Source organism: Parabacteroides sp. An277 (genome assembly GCF_002159645.1).
Taxonomy (GTDB): Bacteria; Bacteroidota; Bacteroidia; order Bacteroidales; family Tannerellaceae; genus Parabacteroides.
In genome coordinates this window covers 192,617-210,827 of the sequence record NZ_NFJB01000001.1, presented here as the reverse complement: position 1 = coordinate 210,827, position 18,211 = coordinate 192,617, and the positions used below count along the sequence as shown (strand labels likewise).

At 47.4% G+C, this 18,211-nt stretch carries 17 protein-coding genes; 1 reads left to right on the top strand and 16 read right to left on the bottom strand.

Going from position 1 to position 18,211, the window contains the following annotated elements:
- The first annotated feature begins 517 nt into the window (after window positions 1-517).
- The gene (locus tag B5F77_RS00945) at window positions 518-1,009 is read left to right on the top strand and encodes a type I restriction enzyme HsdR N-terminal domain-containing protein (protein WP_087326305.1); all 492 of its coding nucleotides are present in this window, start codon (window positions 518-520) and stop codon (window positions 1,007-1,009) included.
- Between the two features lie 27 nt (window positions 1,010-1,036).
- On the opposite strand, the gene B5F77_RS15505 is transcribed toward B5F77_RS00945, so the two are convergent.
- From B5F77_RS15505 to B5F77_RS00870, 16 genes are all read right to left on the bottom strand, one after another.
- Complete coding sequence (locus tag B5F77_RS15505) at window positions 1,037-1,234, bottom strand: hypothetical protein (protein ID WP_140392784.1); 198 nt, start codon at window positions 1,232-1,234, stop codon at window positions 1,037-1,039.
- A gap of 154 nt (window positions 1,235-1,388) precedes the next feature.
- Entirely contained in the window at window positions 1,389-2,675 is a 1,287-nt protein-coding gene (nqrF, locus tag B5F77_RS00940) for an NADH:ubiquinone reductase (Na(+)-transporting) subunit F (protein WP_087326242.1), read from the bottom strand.
- Window positions 2,676-2,704: 29 nt separating this feature from the next.
- Window positions 2,705-3,322 carry an NADH:ubiquinone reductase (Na(+)-transporting) subunit E gene (nqrE, locus tag B5F77_RS00935; RefSeq protein WP_087326240.1) on the bottom strand — a complete coding sequence of 206 codons (618 nt, stop codon included), beginning with the start codon at window positions 3,320-3,322 and terminating at the stop codon, window positions 2,705-2,707.
- A 20-nt stretch (window positions 3,323-3,342) separates the two neighbouring features.
- Window positions 3,343-3,972, bottom strand: coding sequence for an NADH:ubiquinone reductase (Na(+)-transporting) subunit D (locus B5F77_RS00930; protein ID WP_087326238.1), 630 nt, complete (start codon window positions 3,970-3,972; stop codon window positions 3,343-3,345).
- A 6-nt stretch (window positions 3,973-3,978) separates the two neighbouring features.
- Window positions 3,979-4,788 carry an NADH:ubiquinone reductase (Na(+)-transporting) subunit C gene (nqrC, locus tag B5F77_RS00925; RefSeq protein ID WP_087326236.1) on the bottom strand — a complete coding sequence of 270 codons (810 nt, stop codon included), beginning with the start codon at window positions 4,786-4,788 and terminating at the stop codon, window positions 3,979-3,981.
- 9 nt (window positions 4,789-4,797) lie between these two features.
- The gene (locus B5F77_RS00920) at window positions 4,798-5,979 is read right to left on the bottom strand and encodes an NADH:ubiquinone reductase (Na(+)-transporting) subunit B (RefSeq protein WP_087326234.1); all 1,182 of its coding nucleotides are present in this window, start codon (window positions 5,977-5,979) and stop codon (window positions 4,798-4,800) included.
- Between the two features lie 21 nt (window positions 5,980-6,000).
- Window positions 6,001-7,347 carry a Na(+)-translocating NADH-quinone reductase subunit A gene (locus B5F77_RS00915; protein WP_087326232.1) on the bottom strand — a complete coding sequence of 449 codons (1,347 nt, stop codon included), beginning with the start codon at window positions 7,345-7,347 and terminating at the stop codon, window positions 6,001-6,003.
- Between the two features lie 200 nt (window positions 7,348-7,547).
- Window positions 7,548-7,952, bottom strand: a complete 405-nt coding sequence (locus B5F77_RS00910; RefSeq protein WP_087326230.1) for a lipocalin-like domain-containing protein — start codon at window positions 7,950-7,952, stop codon at window positions 7,548-7,550.
- A complete protein-coding gene (locus B5F77_RS00905) occupies window positions 7,949-8,593 on the bottom strand; it encodes a DedA family protein (protein WP_087326302.1) in 645 nt (214 codons plus the stop codon). The genes B5F77_RS00910 and B5F77_RS00905 overlap by 4 nt, the downstream gene beginning before the upstream one ends.
- Before the next feature lie 33 nt (window positions 8,594-8,626).
- Window positions 8,627-9,745, bottom strand: a complete 1,119-nt coding sequence (gene hisB / locus B5F77_RS00900; protein WP_087326228.1) for a bifunctional histidinol-phosphatase/imidazoleglycerol-phosphate dehydratase HisB — start codon at window positions 9,743-9,745, stop codon at window positions 8,627-8,629.
- Between the two features lies 1 nt (window position 9,746).
- Window positions 9,747-10,793 (bottom strand): histidinol-phosphate transaminase, encoded by a 1,047-nt coding sequence (gene hisC, locus B5F77_RS00895; RefSeq protein WP_087326226.1) that lies wholly within the window; start codon window positions 10,791-10,793, stop codon window positions 9,747-9,749.
- A gap of 103 nt (window positions 10,794-10,896) precedes the next feature.
- On the bottom strand, window positions 10,897-12,198 hold the full coding sequence (gene hisD / locus B5F77_RS00890) for a histidinol dehydrogenase (RefSeq protein ID WP_087326224.1): 1,302 nt from the start codon (window positions 12,196-12,198) through the stop codon (window positions 10,897-10,899).
- A 12-nt stretch (window positions 12,199-12,210) separates the two neighbouring features.
- Complete coding sequence (hisG, locus tag B5F77_RS00885) at window positions 12,211-13,062, bottom strand: ATP phosphoribosyltransferase (protein ID WP_087326222.1); 852 nt, start codon at window positions 13,060-13,062, stop codon at window positions 12,211-12,213.
- Between the two features lie 334 nt (window positions 13,063-13,396).
- Window positions 13,397-14,752 (bottom strand): dipeptidase, encoded by a 1,356-nt coding sequence (locus B5F77_RS00880; RefSeq protein ID WP_087326220.1) that lies wholly within the window; start codon window positions 14,750-14,752, stop codon window positions 13,397-13,399.
- Window positions 14,743-15,696, bottom strand: coding sequence for a nitronate monooxygenase (locus B5F77_RS00875; protein WP_087326299.1), 954 nt, complete (start codon window positions 15,694-15,696; stop codon window positions 14,743-14,745). The genes B5F77_RS00880 and B5F77_RS00875 overlap by 10 nt, the downstream gene beginning before the upstream one ends.
- A 4-nt stretch (window positions 15,697-15,700) precedes the next feature.
- Window positions 15,701-18,019: a glycoside hydrolase family 20 protein gene (locus B5F77_RS00870; protein WP_087326218.1), complete on the bottom strand. Its 2,319-nt coding sequence runs from the start codon at window positions 18,017-18,019 to the stop codon at window positions 15,701-15,703.
- Window positions 18,020-18,211: the final 192 nt, after the last annotated feature.

Below are 18,211 nucleotides of genomic sequence, written 5' to 3'. Positions count from 1 at the left end.
TATGAGAGATTTAACCCCTCAGTCTCAGCTATCGCTTCGCCAGCTCCCCTACGAGCAGGGGAGCTTTTCAGATAGCATTTGACACAGCTCCTTTCAGTTACTTTCAGATCACATTTTCTTATTTATGACACACCCTCCCATTATCCATTGTCCATTATTAATTGGATTGGCCTAACGGAAGCGGCGTAAAGCAAATTCCGGGGTGGAGCGTTAAAAAATCTCGGCTGTTTGAGCGAAGCGAGTTTTCCGAGATTTTAGCTCCGCGCCGTGAATTTGTAGCCGCTGGAGTGTAAGCCTTGACCTTTTGGTTCTTTTGGGTCAAGCCAAAAGAACGAAGAAAACATGGGTTCTTTTCATCAAAGAAAAAAGAATGAAGATTTTAACAGAATTTCACTCCTTAACACCCCTCAAAATTTGAGGGAGGAGCGAACGATGCGTACCTTTGCAACATGGAAATAAGCCTATATCCGCGCGCAAATACAGGCTTGTTTGGCAGATGGTATAACGATAAATGGATATGGCAGGAATACAGGAAAAAACAAACGGGCTCCCGTTGTACGACCTCAAGGTGGCAGAGCGGGACGGACGGCGGTGGGTATTCGACGCGATACGTCGGAAATATGTTGCCCTTACGCCCGAAGAGTGGGTACGCCAGCAATTCGTCCGGTACCTGACGGATGGGATGGGGTACCCCCGCGGGGCTATTGCGAACGAAGTCACCCTCCGGCTCTACCGTACCACGAAGCGGTGCGACACGGTCGTCTTCGACCCCTATTCACGTCCTTGGATGGTAATCGAATACAAGGCGCCTACGGTCGAACTGGGCGAAGAGGTATTTCGCCAAATCATGCGCTACAACGAAGCGCTCCATGCTACCTATCTCGTGGTGAGCAACGGGCGGCGGCTCCTTTGTTGCCAGATGGATTATGAAACAGGCTCCTGCCGGTTCCTACCCGGGCTTCCGCGCTTCTGGTCTGAGACAAAAAAAACAGAGAACGATGGGCTCTGAAGAATGAAAATCCCATTCTTCCTCCTTTCAAATCTTCTTACTGGAAGAGATAAAGTAAACAGAGGTATCGGCCGGCGTAGGAAGGGCGGAAGTATGCGGCTCGTAAGCCGGTTGCACCTTGCCTAATCCAAACTCATACTCCGTGCCTTTCGAACCCTCTTGCTGATCGAAGCATAAGGAATACACCAGCAATCCTGCAAAAAATGATATAATCAATGGTTTCATATAAGATGCTACTTTTAGTTATTATATCAAGGTTGATGTAAATACAACGCAAAATGCTGCATGAATATTACATTTTCTCCAAAAAAAAAGAAGGCCGATGCTCACGCACAGACCTCCCCTATAATCATAAAAAAATAAATGACGTTCCTAATCATCAACCTCCGAAGTTGTCGTAGTGGAGCATCTCCATCGGGACGCCCAAGCTATCCAACATGCCTTCGACGGCCTTCGACATCGGGCCCGGACCACACATGTAGTATTCGATGTCTTCCGGAGCCTCGTGATCCTTCAGGTAGGTATTGTAAATAACCTGATGGACGAATCCCGGCGTATACTTCACGCCCGCTGCATCAGCCGCAGGGTCGGGGCGGTCAAGCGCAAGGTGGAACGAGAAGTTCGGGAACTCCTTCTCCAACTCGAGGAAGTCGTTCAGGTAGAATACCTCGTTCAATGCGCGCGCACCGTAGAAGTAAGACATCTTGCGGTCTGTCGTGTGGAGTGTCTTTGTCATGTGCATGATTTGCGCACGGAGCGGAGCCATACCGGCACCACCACCAATCCACATCATCTCGCGCTTCGAATCGAATATCGGGTGGAAATCTCCGTAAGGGCCGCTCATCAGCACCTTGTCGCCCGGTTTGAGCGTAAAGATGTAGGAAGAAGCGATACCCGGCATCACGTCCATGAAACCTACTTGGGGTTTCGGCTTGAACGGAGGTGTCGCGATACGTACCGTCAGCATGAAGCGGTCTCCCTCGGCCGGATAGTTGGCCATAGAATAAGCACGGATGGTCGGTTCAGTGTTCTTACACTTCAACCCGAAGAGGCCGAACTTCTCCCACGCCGGGAGGTATTCCTTGCCAATCATATCCTTGTCGATGTCCTTGTCATAATCCATTTCGAATGTCGGAATCTTAATCTGGGCATACGAACCCGGGATAAAGTCCATGTGTGCACCCTTCGGGAGCTGCACGATGAACTCCTTGATGAACGTAGCCACGTTCTTATTCGAAATCACCTCGCATTCGTATTCTTTCACGCCCAGAACCTCTTCCGGAACCTTTACTTGCATGTCCTCTTTCACTTTCGTTTGACAAGCCAAGCGCCAATGCTCTTTTTGTTGCTTACGCGAGAAGAAGACCTTTTCCGTCGGGAGGATTTCACCTCCACCTTCCAATACTTGTGCACGGCATTGGCCACATTTACCACCGCCTCCACAAGCCGAAGACAAGAATACGCCACCCGCTTGCAGCGAGCCCAACAACGTCCCGCCAATGGGGACATCGATTTCTTTCTCTCCATTTACCGTCAGCTTGACATTGCCCGACGGAACCAATTTTGCTTTGGCATACAACAACGCACCTACCAGTATCATAGTCACCACCAAGAAAACAATGGTGCCACTGATAATCGTGAGTGTGCCAGACATTAATAAAATCATATCTTTGCTAATCTTTTAATGCGTTAAACTTAAATCTTCAAACCCGAGAAGCACATAAAGGCAATACCCATCAAACTCGTGATGATAAACGTAATACCCAGGCCCTTCAAAGGTTTAGGCACATTAGAATAGGCCAATTTCTCGCGAATAGCCGCCATGCCCACGATGGCCAACATCCAACCGATACCCGACCCTAAGCCGTAAACCGTAGCCACACCTACGTTCGGGAACGCTCTTTGCTGCATGAACAACGAACCGCCCAAGATGGCGCAATTCACCGCAATCAAAGGCAAGAAGATACCCAACGAAGCATAAAGCGAAGGAGAGAACTTCTCTACCACCATTTCCACCAATTGCGTGAAAGCCGCAATGATAGCGATGAAGATAAGGAGTGCCAAGAAACTCAAATTGACCTCGGCATATTCCGGACCAAGCCATTGCAAGGCGCCTTCTTTCAATACGTAATTTTCAAGCATATAATTGATAGGGAGCGTACACGTCAAAATGAACGTAACCGCGATACCCAATCCAAGGGCTGTCTTTACATTCTTTGATACAGCCAGGAAAGAACACATACCCAAATAGTATGTGAATATCATATTATCGGAGAAAATCGAGCGGACAAATGTACTAAATAACTCTTCCATTCTGATACATGTTTAAATGATTAATTTTCCTGGAGTTCTTTATTCCGAGAACGATGATACCATACTATCAACGCAATGATAATCAATGCCATTGGAGGCAAGATAACCAAACCGTTGTTTACATAACCCATATCATAGAACGCTTGCGGGATAACCTGGAAACCTAACAAAGTTCCTGAACCGAACAACTCGCGTACGAAACCTACGATAATCAAAATGATAGCATATCCCAAGCCATTGCCCACACCATCTAAGAATGATTCCCACGGGCCGTTACCCAAAGCAAATGCTTCCAAACGTCCCATCAAGATACAGTTCGTAATAATCAAACCGACATAAACGGAGAGCTGCTTGTTCACATCGTATGCGAAGGCTTTCAATACCTCGCTCACAATCGTCACCAACGCGGCGCAAACCACCAGCTGGACGATGATACGGATACGATTCGGAATCGTATTACGCAAGAGCGAAATAATCACGTTGGCAAAGGCAACTACGACCGTTACCGATATGCCCATCACGATAGCAGGTTCCAATTTCGACGTAACCGCCAGCGCGGAACAAATACCCAACATCTGCACGATGACCGGGTTGTTGATGCTTAACGGGCCTGCTAAAACTTCTTTATTCTTATTAGACAATAATCCCATTTTCGATTAATTTTGCGACGTTAAAAATTTAACATAACTATTCAAGCTATCGAATAGCATACGGCTAACCCCTTGGCTGGTAATTGTTCCTCCGGAAATGCCGTCTACGTAATCTTGGCCTTCCGCGCTCTTACCCGGCTTCACTACGGCGATAGACTTGAACTCCCCATCCTGGAAGAGCTTCTTCCCCTTGAATTTAGCACTAAACCCAGGCGTAGCGATTTCTGCTCCTAAACCCGGAGTTTCACCCGCATGGCTGAAGTCCGCTCCAAACACGGTGTTTTTATCATCATTTACGGAGATATATCCCCAAAGGGCTCCCCATAAACCAGACCCATGCAACGCCATGATGTACTTCGTTCCTTCGGGGGTGGTAGCTACGAATACAGGGAAACCCTCCTTCTCACCAGCGAAGGCATCGGAAGCATCCCCTACCTTCTCTCCATTTTCATTGATTAAGAAGGCATCTGTAATCAATTCATTATACTTCGCTTCCGCTTCATTGGCCGTTACGGTTACATTAATCGAGCGAAGAATCTGCAAACGCTTGTCGTTATCTTCGTTGGCCTTCTGGAATGGGCGCAAGGATTGGGACGTAACCGCCAAACCTACTGCTACCAATATCACCATAACGGCTGAATAGATAATTGTATAGGCGTTACTATTGCGATCCATTCCCTTCTTGGCCGGAGCGCCCCCTTCGGTGATTTCCTCAAACTCGGAAGCTGGGGCTTGGCATACGGGGCACTTTTCAGGAGCCTTATCACCTTCGTGGACATAGCCACATACTTTACATCTAAATTTCTTTGTAGCCATATTCCTTTCTTATTTTACTTTTACACGGTTTAAACGACGTTTGATGTTTGACTCTACCACATAATAGTCAATCAACGGAGCAAATACGTTCATCAACAAGATAGCCAACATCATTCCTTCTGGATAACCTGGGTTCAATACGCGGATGATAATCGCCATCGCGCCAACCAAGAAACCATAAATATATTTACCGGTCTCCGTACGAGCCGATGTAACAGGGTCTGTAGCCATGAAGACCGCACCAAAAGCGAATCCTCCCAATGCCAAATGCATATACCAAGGCATGTGTGCCGTAGCCGTATCAGGACCCGCCACATTGAAGATAATGGCCATCAAGGCGCCACCAATGAATACGGAGAACATCGTCTTCCAGCTTGCGATATTCGTGAACAACAAAATAACCGCACCGATTGCAATCGCGATGACGCTTGTTTCTCCAATCGAACCCGGTATAAATCCCATCACCATATCGTTGAAACTCCACGGATAATCAGGCGTAGCCGTAGTAGCTACCTTAGCGATACCCAGCGGGGTAGCGGCCGAGAACCCATCTACCACCTGTCCTGCGCCGAGCCCGAACGTATCAGCCGTACGCACCCATACTTGGTCACCAGACATGGCCGTAGGATAAGCAAAGAACAAGAAGGCACGCGTTACTAACGCCACATTAAATATATTATATCCCGTTCCACCAAAAACCTCTTTGGCAAAAATAACCGCAAAAGCCGTAGCTACCGCTATCATCCACAAGGGAGTATCTACCGGTACAATCATCGGAATCAAGATACCAGATACCAAGAAACCTTCTTGGATTTCTTCTTTCTTCCATTGGGCTACCGTAAATTCAATACCCAAACCTACGACATACGATACGATAATCTTAGGCAATACCGCTAAGAATCCATAAATAAACGTCATCCAGAAACCCGGATTAGCATTAATCGCCAGGTTATGCTGGTAACCGACATTATACATACCAAAAAGCAAAGCCGGCAAAAGGGCTATAATCACGATGGTCATCGTACGCTTCGAATCGATGCTATCGTGGATATGTACACCCGTCTTTGAAGTGGCATTCGGAACGAACAAGAACGATTCGAATCCTTCAAATACAGAACGGAACATCGCCAGCTTTCCGCCTTCCTCAAAGTTAGGCTTAATCTTGTCGAGATAATTCCTTAACGCTTTCAATGTTTTATGATTTTAATGTTATTAATTCATTTCCTTATACAACAAGTTCAAACCGTTGCGTACGATATCTTGCAATTCAATCTTCGACGTATCCACAAACTCGCACAAGGCGAAATCTTCTGGAGCTACCTCGTAGATGCCCAAGTTTTCCATCTTGTCAATATCGAAGGCAATGATGGCCTTCAGCAAATATTCTGGCATGATGTCCATGGGGAATACCTTGTCATATTCATTCGACATGATCATGGCACGTTTTCCACCCTTGATACGGGCATCCAACGTATATTCCTTACTACGCCCCGTGAGCCACATCGGATAGGAATGGCTTACGCTATATTTGCCAAAACCGGGAAGCCCCCATCCAAGGAACTCATTCACATCGTCCCCCTCTGGGATAACCGTTACTTGGCAATCGTATGCTCCCAAGTAATCTTCCATGCTTACCTTACGTCCTGTCAATACATTCCCGCTAATCAGGCGGAGATGTTCGCCTGCCTTGACTTTTCCGCCAAGCAAGCTTTCGATGGTACACCCGGCTAACGTCTTCACATATCCTTGTTCAGTTGTTTCTGAACCGGTAATAGCCACCAGACGTGTAAAATCGGCCACACCTTTGTTGAATACGCGTCCCATCAGGATTACATCCGTCGCATGAACCGTCCATACGGTTTCACCCTTGTTTACCGGCTTGATGTGGTTGATTTGTACGCCTACGTTTCCAGCTGGATGAGGCCCTTCAAATTCGACCATTTCCATACCGTTCACCTTGACGGACGAACCTTTCTTTACACCCATATACACTTTACCATTAGTTAGTTTTGCTAAAGCGTCTAATCCGGCTTGCAAATCAGCTTCTTGACCCTTTACCAGGAAATCGAAGTTCGGTGCCAACGGAGCGGAATCGAATGCCGTAACGAAGATATCGCGCGGGGTATCCGCTGGGGATGCCACGATATCGTACGGGCGTTGTTTGATAAACGGCCACATACCTGCATCCAACAATGCACTCTTCACCTCCTCGGCGCTTAACGAGGATACATTCTTCTTGCCGAAATCTTCGTATTCGATTTGCGCGTCGGGCTTCACCACAATGCTCAAGACCTTGCGCTTTTCTCCACGATTAACGGCAATGACTTCACCACTTACGGGTGAAACGAACTTGATTTCGGGGCGGTTCTTGTCTATCATCAATGCAGAACCGGCTTTGACTTTATCCCCCGGACGAACAACTACCTTAGGAGTAATGCCATCAAAATAGTCCGGAACAATCGCGTATGTCGCGCTTTTTCCGCCATTTAGCATCACTTCGGGAGCCTTCCCCTTCAGATTAATGTCTAAACCCTTTTTAATCGTAATCACATTTGCCATGATATCACTAAAATTGTTTAATGTAATTTTCCGCAAAAGTAAGGATTTTTTCATGTTTTCGGGCAGATTTCCCTCAAATAATTACTGAAAAAATTCTTTAATTCTTTTCGTTCGGCTTTTTTATGCCTATGTTTAGTTTCGTTTATGCTTATATTTGTCGATGAATATGACCCTATTTACGCATATCCATCGGTATTTATTCAATATTTGGTGAAGGTGTACGTCTTTCCCTCTGAACGGAGGACCATCCGTTTTCCACCTACCTCTTCCACGATGAAATCGCGCGTATCGGCCTCCCAATCGGTCCGTCCGAGGAAATCCGGATTCGAATCGTCGATGAACAAACGGAGCGAGAGTCTTTCCCCTTCATACGTATTATAGCCATACGCCATCGCCCAGGTATCCGTTTGTGGAGCATATATCTGATATCGAAAGAGGGAAGTCTGGAAGTTATACCAAACCGTGTCAACTTGCTGGACCTCCCCTTCCGCCTCAATCGTGTTCAATTGCCATTGACCTTCGAGGTCGGTCGTCATCTTATCGCATCCTCCCAAAAGGGACACGCACGCCCACACGCCTATGCCTATTATCGTTTTCTTTTTCATGCTCTTTTACTTTTCATTTTCATACGTACGCTCTCGATAACGGCCGGTAATATGGATATCACGATGATTGCCACGAGGAGTAATTTCAAATTCTTTTGTACAAAAGGTAGGTCTCCAAAGAAATATCCCATATAACAGAACAAAGCCACCCAAAGCGCTCCACCTACCACGTTATACATGAAAAAGTAATAATAATGCATCTTTCCCATGCCCGCCACAAAAGGCGCAAATGTCCGCACAATGGGTACGAAGCGGGCGATGATAATGGTTTTCCCTCCGTACTTCTTGTAAAATTCGTGCGTCTTGTCGATATAGCTTTGCTTGAAGATTTTCGAATTCGGATTACTAAATAGCTTTTTTCCAAAGAAGTGCCCTATCTCGTAATTACTTGAATCCCCCGCTACGGCCGCTATGAACACCACCAAGGCCAAGAGGTGCACGTTGAGTGGGATGCCAGGTAAAGCAGATATCGCACCTGCTACGAAGAGAAGCGAATCGCCCGGCAAGAAGGGGGTAACCACCAATCCCGTCTCGCAAAAAATGATAAGGAACAAGATTGCATACGTCCAAGTATGGTAATTCTGGACGATTTCGATCATGTGCTGGTCGATATGCAAGATAAAATCTATCAAAAATTGCACTATTTCCATTGTTATTTCTCCTTCTTTTGTTTTTTAAATGATTCCTTTCGTACTGGGAAGATTATAATGATATATATCGCGCCGGATAGCCATCCGCACCGAGCGGGCGAATGCCTTGAAGATACCCTCGATTTTATGATGTTCATTTTCCCCTTCTGCTTTGATGTTCAGGTTCATCCGAGCCGAATCACTCAGGCTCTTAAAGAAATGGGGGAACATCTCGGTCGGCATGTCTCCTATCTTCTCCCGGCGAAAGTCGGCATCCCACACAAGCCAAGGACGGCCTCCGAAGTCCAGCGCCACGCCACATAAGCAATCGTCCATCGGGAGCGTATAGCCATATCGCTCAATGCCCCGTTTGTCGCCCAATGCACGAGCCAAGGCTTCGCCGAGTGCCAGACCGGTGTCCTCTATTGTATGGTGCTCATCTACTTCAAGGTCTCCCTTCGCCTTTATAATCAAGTCAATACCTGCATGTTTTCCGATTTGCTCCAACATGTGGTTGAAAAATCCAAGTCCCGTGTCGATTTGCGTCCGTCCGCTTCCGTCGAGATTCAAGGAAACATAAATATCCGTCTCTTTTGTCGTACGTTGTACTTCGGCATGTCGTTCTCCTGCAAAGAGATACTCCGCGATACGATCCCAATCGGGCGATACAAACACGGGCGGATAGGATAAATCCCATGCATTTCCTTCCTCTGCCTCATGAAGCCAAATGCCCTTTGCACCTAGATTGCAGGCAAGCTCCATGTCCGTCTCCCTATCTCCTATCACATAGCTATTGGCCAAGTCGTACTCGTCCGAGAAGTACCGTCCCAACATGCCTGTCCGCGGCTTGCGGTTCGGGGAATTATCTTCGGGAAAAGAGGAATCAATGTGGATGGCATCAAACGTAATCCCCTCTCCTTCCAAGGTCTTCAACATTTTCTCGTGCGCCGGCCAGAAGGTTTCTTCCGGGAAGGAAGGCGTTCCCAGTCCATCTTGGTTCGAGACCATCACGAATTCGAAATCCAAATGCTTCCGGATGAAATAGAGGCTCCGGATGACCTTCGGATAGAATTCCAGCTTCTCCAAGCTATCTACCTGGTAATCTACAGGAGGCTCTTGGATAAGCGTCCCGTCTCGGTCGATAAATAACACGCGTTTCTTCATCTCAAATCGTTTTTAAGGCATTCAACAAGGCATCATTCTCCTCCTTCGTCCCGACCGTAATCCGTAAACATCCCACACAAAGCGTCACCCGGTTTCGGTTTCGAACGATAATACCCCGTTCCACCAGCTTTTGGTAGATGTAATCTGCATCACCCACATCGACTAAGATGAAGTTTGCATCCGTCGGATATATTTTTCGCACTAAAGGCAAGGAGGTTAACTCCTTTTGCAAACGTGCCCTCTCGAAGAGGATTTGTGCCAATTGAGCTTGCATTTGCGCCTGGTTTTCCAATAGCTCGAATGCCTTCTCTTGCGTCAATTGGTTAACGTTGTACGGATATTTTATCTTATTGAGCAAGGCAATTATTTCGGGCGAGGCAAAAGCCATTCCCAGGCGAATCCCAGCCGCTCCCCACGCCTTCGACAATGTCTGGAGTACCACCAAGTTCGGGTACTTGCCCAACACTTGGGTAAATGATGACCGGGTGGAGAAATCGATATAGGCTTCGTCTATTACAACTATACCCTCGTAATGTTCCAGTACATAATCCATGGATTCCCGATCCAAGCTATTTCCCGTCGGATTGTTGGGTGAACAGAGGTAAATCGCCCTGACCGTCCCATCAATAGCGTTCATCAAAGCGGGTAGGTCGATTTGAAAATCAGGTGTCAAACGGACCTTCCGGCACGCCACCTGGTTGATGGAAGCCGCCACCTCGTACATGCCATACGTAGGATCGAGCGTCAAAATCGAATCCCGCCCCGGTTCGCAAAAGGCTCGCATAATCAAATCAATCGGTTCGTCGCTCCCATTTCCCAATAAAATGCACTCTTTGGAGACGCCCTTCACCTCGGCTACCTTCTCTTTCAAGCGCCATTGCATGGGGTCGGGATAGCGATTGTAGGGCGCGTTATAAGGATTCTCGTTGGCATCCAAGAATACTGATGCGCTTCCATGAAACTCATCCCGTGCAGACGAATAGGGTTTCATCTCCCGGATATTCGGCCTCGCCCACGCACTTATGTCAAATTTCTTTTCTATATTCATACGTTTTTTATTTCTAAATATCTATCTATTTTCCTTCCGAAATCCCTTTTAGGACAAGAACACCTATCCGGTTATCCTAAAACCCATTGGGAGACGGGAATACCTATCTATCCCCCCTGGTTTTATCCAGCGACTCCAGACGGACGCTCACAGCATTCCGGTGCGCCTCCAAATGTTCGTGGGCAGCCATCGTGCGGATGGTATCCCCCAAATGGGCGATTCCATCGGGCGTAATCTCTTGGAAAGTCATCTTCTTGATAAAGCTATCGAGGTTCACACCACTATATGCATGGGCATATCCGTTTGTCGGGAGCGTATGGTTCGTCCCAGAGGCATAATCCCCTGCGCTCTCCGGCGTATAAGGGCCCATAAATACGCTCCCTGCGTTTTGCACCTGTTCGGCCAGATAGGAATAATTATCGGTTTGGATAATCAAATGTTCCGGAGCATAGAGGTTGGTGAAGTCGACGATCTCCTCCCAATCTTTCAAAACGATAATACGGCTATGTTCCAATGCCTTCGCGGTAATTTCCCGTCGGGGGAGCACTTCGAGTTGTTTTTGGATGGCCTCTACGACGGGAGATACCAAATGCTCGTCCGTAGTAAGGAGCAAAGCTTGGCTATCCACCCCATGCTCAGCTTGCGAAAGAAAATCAGCGGCTATAAATTCCGGACGAGCGTTTCCATCGGCAATGACCTCCACCTCCGAGGGACCAGCCGGCATATCAATAGCCGCTTCCCGGAGGCTTACCCATTGCTTGGCGGCGGTCACATATTGATTCCCAGGGCCAAATATCTTATACACCTTCGGGATGGATTCCGTCCCGTAGGCCATAGCCGCTATCGCTTGGCTTCCCCCCACCTTGCCTATGCAACTGACTCCCGCCACATCAGCCGCATAAAGGATGGCGGGATGGATTTTCCCTTCCGCATTCGGGGGTGTACAGAGGACTATCTCCCGGCATCCCGCAATCCGTGCCGGCACTGCCAGCATGAGAACGGTAGAGAATAACGGGGCCGTTCCCCCAGGGACATACAACCCTACTTTTTCGATGGGTACCGCCTTTTGCCAACACATAACGCCCGGAGCGGTTTGTACCTTCTGCCCCTCGAAACGTTGGGCGGCATGGAATGTCTCGATATGTTGCTTGGCTTGGAGAATGGCATGCTTTAACTCGTCCGGAACCAAGGCATGCGCCTCTTGGATTTCTTCCGGATAGACGCGCAAGTCCTTTAAATCCACCTTGTCGAATTGCTTCTCGTATCGACGAAGAGCCACATCACCCTCCGTACGGACATCGTCCAGTACGCGCCGAACGGTATCAAAGAGGGCCGTCACGTCTAATGTTGCGCGTTTCGTCAACGCTTTCCAATCTTTCCTTTCCGGATATTTTACAATTTCCATACGTTCTGTTTTTTAAAGAATCATTTTTTCAATAGGCAATACCAAAATGCCTTCCGCCCCGAGGGATTTCAACTTCCCGATAATCTCCCAGAAATGCTTTTCAGCAATGACCGATTGTACCGATACCCATTTTCCATTGGCTAAGGGCGTAATGGTCGGACTCTTCATGCCGGGTAACACTTCAATGATTTCATTTAATTTGTCTTCCGGAGCATTCAAGAGGACGTACTTTTTCCCTTCGGCCATCTGAATGGCTTCGAAGCGGAAAAGGAGTTCCTGAAGGATAGCCTTCTTTTCTTCAGGTAATCCTGGGTGGGCTATCAACAATGCCTCGCTTTGCATCACAATTTCCACCTCCTTCAACTGATTGCTCACTAGAGTGCTCCCAGAGCTTACAATGTCGAATATCGCATCGGCCAACCCGATACCCGGTGCAATCTCTACAGAACCCGTAATGACGTGCAAATCGGCTTTTACGCCTTTCTCCGCCAAGTATTTCTTCAATATCTCCGGATAAGAGGTGGCAATCGTTTTACCTTCAAACCAACGGACATCTTCGTACGCTTCTTCTTTAGGTATTGCCAACGAAAGGCGGCATTTACTAAATCCTAAACGCTTCACTAACAAAGCCTCTTCCCCCTTCTCCACGTATTCGTTTTCACCCACGATACCTACGTCCGCCACACCATTCGCCACGGATTGCGGAATATCGTCATCACGCAAGAACAAGACTTCTACTGGGAAATCTTTCGCGGAAAGTAGCAGGATGCGTTTTCCCCGATTCAACTTGATACCTGCCTCTTCCAGCAATTGCATCGTCTCGTCATACAGACGTCCTTTTGATTGTACTGCTATTCGTAACATATTGTTTTTATTTATTTTGATTCGCTTTAAAATGACGGAAGCCTGTCGGAATCTATCCGGCAAGCTTCTATCCTATTTTTCTTTTCATCCTTTTGCATAACATGCAAGCTCACCGAACTATCGCCCGTTGTGATGATGATGGCTATGTAAAAGGAACTGCTGCATTTCAAATATTTCATTTTTACCGTGGCAAAGTTACAATAAATATCCTATTTGCAAACTATTTCTTACATTTTATTTTTCCTATCGTTTTATCGCCCTTTTCATAAAGGGAAAATAAGGCATAAACCCTCTCGGTTATAACTATAATTTCCAGAGGTTATGCCTTTATTTTTCATTTAAATTCCCGGTAAAATTCCGCTACAGCCTCGATACCTCGATAAAAATAATCCAGCCGACAACTTTCGTTCGGAGAATGGATGGCGTTCTGCTCTAAGCCAAATCCCATGAGGATAGTCTTGATACCCAGCACCTGCTCGAAGGTAGAGACGATAGGAATACTCCCTCCCCGGCGTACGGCTAAGGGCTTCCGTCCGAAAGCGATGCCTACCGCCCGTTCGGCGGCCCGGTAAGCGGGGTGATTAATAGGGCATACATATCCCTCGCCTCCGTGCATAGGAGTCACCTCAACATGAACATATTCGGGCGCTACCTTAGTTATATAATCGATGAAAAGACGCGAAATCTCCTCGTGTTTTTGATGGGGCACCAAACGGCACGATACTTTGGCGTATGCCTTCGAGGGAAGTACCGTCTTACTTCCTTCGCCCGTATAGCCACCCCAAATACCACACACATCGAACGAAGGTCGGCAACTATTACGCTCCAACGTCGCATAGCCCTTTTCTCCAAACAAAGCTTTCACACCGATGGCCTCTTTGTATTTCGTTTCATCAAAGGGAACTTGGGCAATCATTTCACGCTCCTCATCGGATAGTTCCTCTACATCGTCGTAAAAATGGGGAATCGTAATACGCCCATCGGCATTGGTTATATCGGCTATAAGCTTACACAACACGTTGATAGGATTGGCTACCGCTCCTCCGAAGTGTCCCGAATGGAGGTCACGGTTCGGTCCCGTCACTTCTATCTCCCAATATGCCAAACCACGTAATCCGGTGGTAAGCGAAGGAGTTTCGGCACTCACCATGCTCGTATCCGACACCAAGATAACATCCGCCTTTAACAAATCCCTATGTTCCTTACAAAAGGTCTCCAAGCTGGGCGAACCGATTTCTTCTTCTCCCTCGAAGATAAACTTGACATTGCAATGCAAAAATCCCTCACGAAGGGCGGTTTCGAAGCCTTTCACCTGCATCATGCTCTGTCCTTTGTCATCATCTGCACCACGGGCATAGATACGTCCCTCGCGTATTTCCGGCTCGAAGGGCTGGCTCTTCCATAATTCGAGTGGTTCGGCCGGCATTACATCATAGTGGGCATATACCAAAACCGTCGGATAATTCGTATTGATCATTTTCTCAGCATATACCACCGGATTACCTTCGGTAGGGATTACTTCGGCTTTATCCGCCCCGGAAGAACGCAAAAGTTCCGTCCAACGCTCGGCACATGCCCTCATATCCGACTTATGCTCTCCCTTCGCACTAATAGAAGGGATGCGTATCAAGGAGAAAAGTTCGTCCAAGAAGCGCTCCTTGTTCGCTTCAATATACTCTTTTATTTCCATGTCATGCCATTTGCCATTCGTTCGATACCTGTGTTGAAATCGGATATAAGTTCGCGCATCACCTCTTCGACGGATTGCTCTTCGCAGAAGAGAGAGGCAATTTGCCCTATTTCCAATTCACCTTCTTCCAAGTTTCCTTCAAAGATACCCTTTTTCGCCCGTCCTTTGCCTAAAAGCATGCGAAGCTCTTCGACGGAAGCTCCCCGGGCTTCGGCTTCTTCCACCTCGGAGGCAAATACCCCTTTTACCAAACGCGTGGGAGAGAGTTTCTTCAAAAGCAATTTCGTATCGCCCTCACTCAACGAGAGACACCATTGCTTGAAGGCTTCATGAGCGGAACTTTCCTTCGTCAAGGCAAAGCGAGTACCGATTTGGACACCCTCTGCTCCTAAGGCAAAGGCCGCCAATATACCAGCGCCCGTACCGATGCCTCCCGCTGCTATCAAGGGCAAAGAGGTAACCCGGCGGACATGGGGAACGAGGCACATTGTGGTAGTCTCCTCCCTTCCATTATGACCTCCCGCCTCGAATCCTTCAGCCACGATGGCATCTACACCCGCTTCTTCACATTTCTGGGCGAACTTCGAACTACTCACCACATGTACAACCCTCATGCCCTGCTCTTTCAACCGAGGAGTCCATGTTTTCGGATTCCCAGCAGAGGTGAAGACTATCTTCACCTCTTCTTCCATCAGGATATCCATCACCTTTTCTATCTCCGGATACATGAGCGGGACGTTCACTCCAAAAGGTTTATCGGTAAACGATTTGCATTTCCGAATATGCTCACGAAGGACGTCCGGATGCATCGAACCAGCTCCTATCAATCCCAATCCGCCGGCATGGCTCACGGCTGAAGCCAATCGCCATCCGCTGCACCACACCATGCCTCCAGCTATGATAGGATATTGAATGCCCAATAATTGGCAAATTCGATTCTTCATCTTTTTAGAAGATTTTAATTTCATCCACAAAAATATAAGCCGGATTACCCGCCCCTCCATGCCATGCAGGAAGATTGGCATTTTTGATAACGACCTGCACGTAGCGTGCTTTCGTTGGGGCAAATTCTACTTCATGCGAATAGATACCATCTTTGTCATCCTTTCCAAGGGCAGGTATCTTCTTTGATGCAATCTCTTTATAGGTCGAACCATCGCTCGATACGCGCACCGTGACACCATTCACGCCCATAATCCAATCAGCTTTTACCACATTGCTATTGAACGAAACTTTACTTATTTCCATAATCTCGCCCAGATCGATCGTGGCATCAATGTCTTTCCCTTGGAATCCTAACCAACGGCCCGTCTTATAATTGTCATTTCCACAAAGACCATCAGCTAATACTTTCGCTCCTTCATATTCATACCCTTTACTGGGTTGTTCCTTCAGGGTAATGGGTTTGGCAGTAGATTTGCTAAAATCGATTTTTTCGGTGAGAACTCGACTTTGCCCTGTCGGACGGAATGCGGTGGCCTTCAACGTAACGTTTTCTTTGATTTGAAGCGGACTTGTATAAGCTGTACTCTGTGGAGTCGGTTCGCTCCCGTCCAGCGTATAGCGGATATCGCCATCACCCAGCGTAGAAAGGTTTACCACAACACATCCTTGTTCGTTATCCGGCGTAAAAGTGGCTTTTACATCAAAAATATGCTTTGCATAATTATAATGTTTGCGGTCATAAAGCTTCGTCAGACGTACCAAACGAGAAAGGAATTGCTCGTAATTCTTGTTCGCAGGTTCCGTCCATTGCACTTCGGCGAGAGCGGCAATACGAGGCATTTCCATATATTCCACTTGGGCGAAGGTTGGAATATATTCCGTCCAAAGGTTGGCTTGAACGCCGATGATATATTTCTGAAACTCTTGTGGAATGTCGTTCGTCGGTTCAAACGAATAAACACGCTCAATGGGCACATAACCTCCGATGGCAAGCGGGTCATGCTCAGTATCGGTCGATTGATAATAATCGAAATAGAGATGCGAATTAGGCGTCATAATGACGTTGTGATGTTGTTTAGCTGCCTCAATGCCTCCAGCCACACCTCGCCAGCTCATCACGGTCGCATTCGGTGCCAATCCTCCTTCCAGGATTTCATCCCATCCGATGATGTGTCGCCCTTTACTCTCTACAAACTTTTCCATACGCGAAATGACGTAACTCTGTAGATACTCTTCAGCGGAGTGCTTCTGGTCACCTTTGATACCCTCTTTTTGGATGCGGGCTTGGCATTTCGGGCACGTTTTCCAGCGTACTTTCGGACATTCATCACCTCCGATGTGGATATATTCCGAGGGGAAGAGGTCGATTACTTCGGCCAATACATCTTCCAGGAACTGCATCGCATGGTCGTTTCCCGCACAAATCACGTCGTCGGAAATACCCCATTGCGTCCATACTTCATAGGGTCCGCCCGTACACCCCAATTCGGGATAAGCAGCTAGGGCTGCTTGTTGATGTCCCGGAAGGTCGATTTCGGGAACAATCGTTACGAACCGCTTCTTGGCATATTCTATCACCTCCTTAATTTGCTCTTGTGTATAATATCCTCCATAGGGCGTCCCGTCGTATTGACCTGAATTACGACCAATAACGGTCTCTTTTCGTTGTGAACCTATCTCAGTCAGTTTGGGGTATTTCTTAATTTCAATACGCCATCCTTGGTCATCTGTCAGGTGCCAATGCAGAGTATTCATGTTGTGGAGTACCTGCATGTCGATGAATTTCTTGACTGAATCAATCGGGAAGAAATGGCGCGAGACGTCGAAGTGCAATCCACGGTACCCAAAACGGGGTGCATCATTTATCGTCACGGCAGGAAGTTCTACCTCCATGCCTTCAGCTTCAGCGGGTATAGCTTTGCGCAAGGCTTGCACACCGTAAAAGATACCAGCCTCTGAACCTCCAGCAATTTCCACTCCCCCGGCAGTTACCACCAAACGATATCCTTCCGGATTAGTAATTGATTCATCCACAGAAAGGTGAATTCCTTTCTTCTCTTTTGTAGACACCCGCAGTGCATAACCTGTCAATTCCTCAATATAAGAGGAAAGCAACTGGGCCGTCTGAGCCATCACCGAGTCCCCCTCTTGGTACACAATAGGCGTTTTGGCCGTCAGAAGGAAAGGGTTGGCGTTTTGCAAACTCACTTCTTGTGGAAGCGGGATAATCTCGTAACTGCCCTCTACTTTCGGGGCTTCTGCGCAACTCCATGCGAAAGTCGCACAAGCGCACACGCACGCATACTTTACGAATCTGTTCATCTGTCTTTGTATTAAGTGTGAATACTTTGCTTTTACTAAGATGTCACAAATATACGACAGATATTTCCCGTTTGCAACTTATTTCCCTATTTTTTAGCATTCCGGGACAAAATCGCCCGTTTTGCTATCAGACAACACACCAAAAGCACAGCATCCTCTTTTGAATCTCCGCTATAAAAATACGCATAATCT

What these genes read in the sequence shown, in the direction of transcription:
- B5F77_RS15505 (WP_140392784.1), bottom strand. Translation starts at nt 1,234, where the DNA reads ATGAAACCATTGATTATATCATTTTTTGCAGGATTGCTGGTGTATTCC.
- B5F77_RS00945 (WP_087326305.1), top strand. Translation starts at nt 518, where the DNA reads ATGGCAGGAATACAGGAAAAAACAAACGGGCTCCCGTTGTACGACCTC.
- nqrF (WP_087326242.1), bottom strand. Translation starts at nt 2,675, where the DNA reads ATGATTTTATTAATGTCTGGCACACTCACGATTATCAGTGGCACCATT.
- hisG (WP_087326222.1), bottom strand. Translation starts at nt 13,062, where the DNA reads ATGTTACGAATAGCAGTACAATCAAAAGGACGTCTGTATGACGAGACG.
- nqrE (WP_087326240.1), bottom strand. Translation starts at nt 3,322, where the DNA reads ATGGAAGAGTTATTTAGTACATTTGTCCGCTCGATTTTCTCCGATAAT.
- B5F77_RS00870 (WP_087326218.1), bottom strand. Translation starts at nt 18,019, where the DNA reads ATGAACAGATTCGTAAAGTATGCGTGCGTGTGCGCTTGTGCGACTTTC.
- B5F77_RS00910 (WP_087326230.1), bottom strand. Translation starts at nt 7,952, where the DNA reads ATGAAAAAGAAAACGATAATAGGCATAGGCGTGTGGGCGTGCGTGTCC.
- hisD (WP_087326224.1), bottom strand. Translation starts at nt 12,198, where the DNA reads ATGGAAATTGTAAAATATCCGGAAAGGAAAGATTGGAAAGCGTTGACG.
- hisB (WP_087326228.1), bottom strand. Translation starts at nt 9,745, where the DNA reads ATGAAGAAACGCGTGTTATTTATCGACCGAGACGGGACGCTTATCCAA.
- B5F77_RS00875 (WP_087326299.1), bottom strand. Translation starts at nt 15,696, where the DNA reads ATGAAGAATCGAATTTGCCAATTATTGGGCATTCAATATCCTATCATA.
- B5F77_RS00930 (WP_087326238.1), bottom strand. Translation starts at nt 3,972, where the DNA reads ATGGGATTATTGTCTAATAAGAATAAAGAAGTTTTAGCAGGCCCGTTA.
- B5F77_RS00880 (WP_087326220.1), bottom strand. Translation starts at nt 14,752, where the DNA reads ATGGAAATAAAAGAGTATATTGAAGCGAACAAGGAGCGCTTCTTGGAC.
- nqrC (WP_087326236.1), bottom strand. Translation starts at nt 4,788, where the DNA reads ATGGCTACAAAGAAATTTAGATGTAAAGTATGTGGCTATGTCCACGAA.
- hisC (WP_087326226.1), bottom strand. Translation starts at nt 10,793, where the DNA reads ATGAATATAGAAAAGAAATTTGACATAAGTGCGTGGGCGAGGCCGAAT.
- B5F77_RS00915 (WP_087326232.1), bottom strand. Translation starts at nt 7,347, where the DNA reads ATGGCAAATGTGATTACGATTAAAAAGGGTTTAGACATTAATCTGAAG.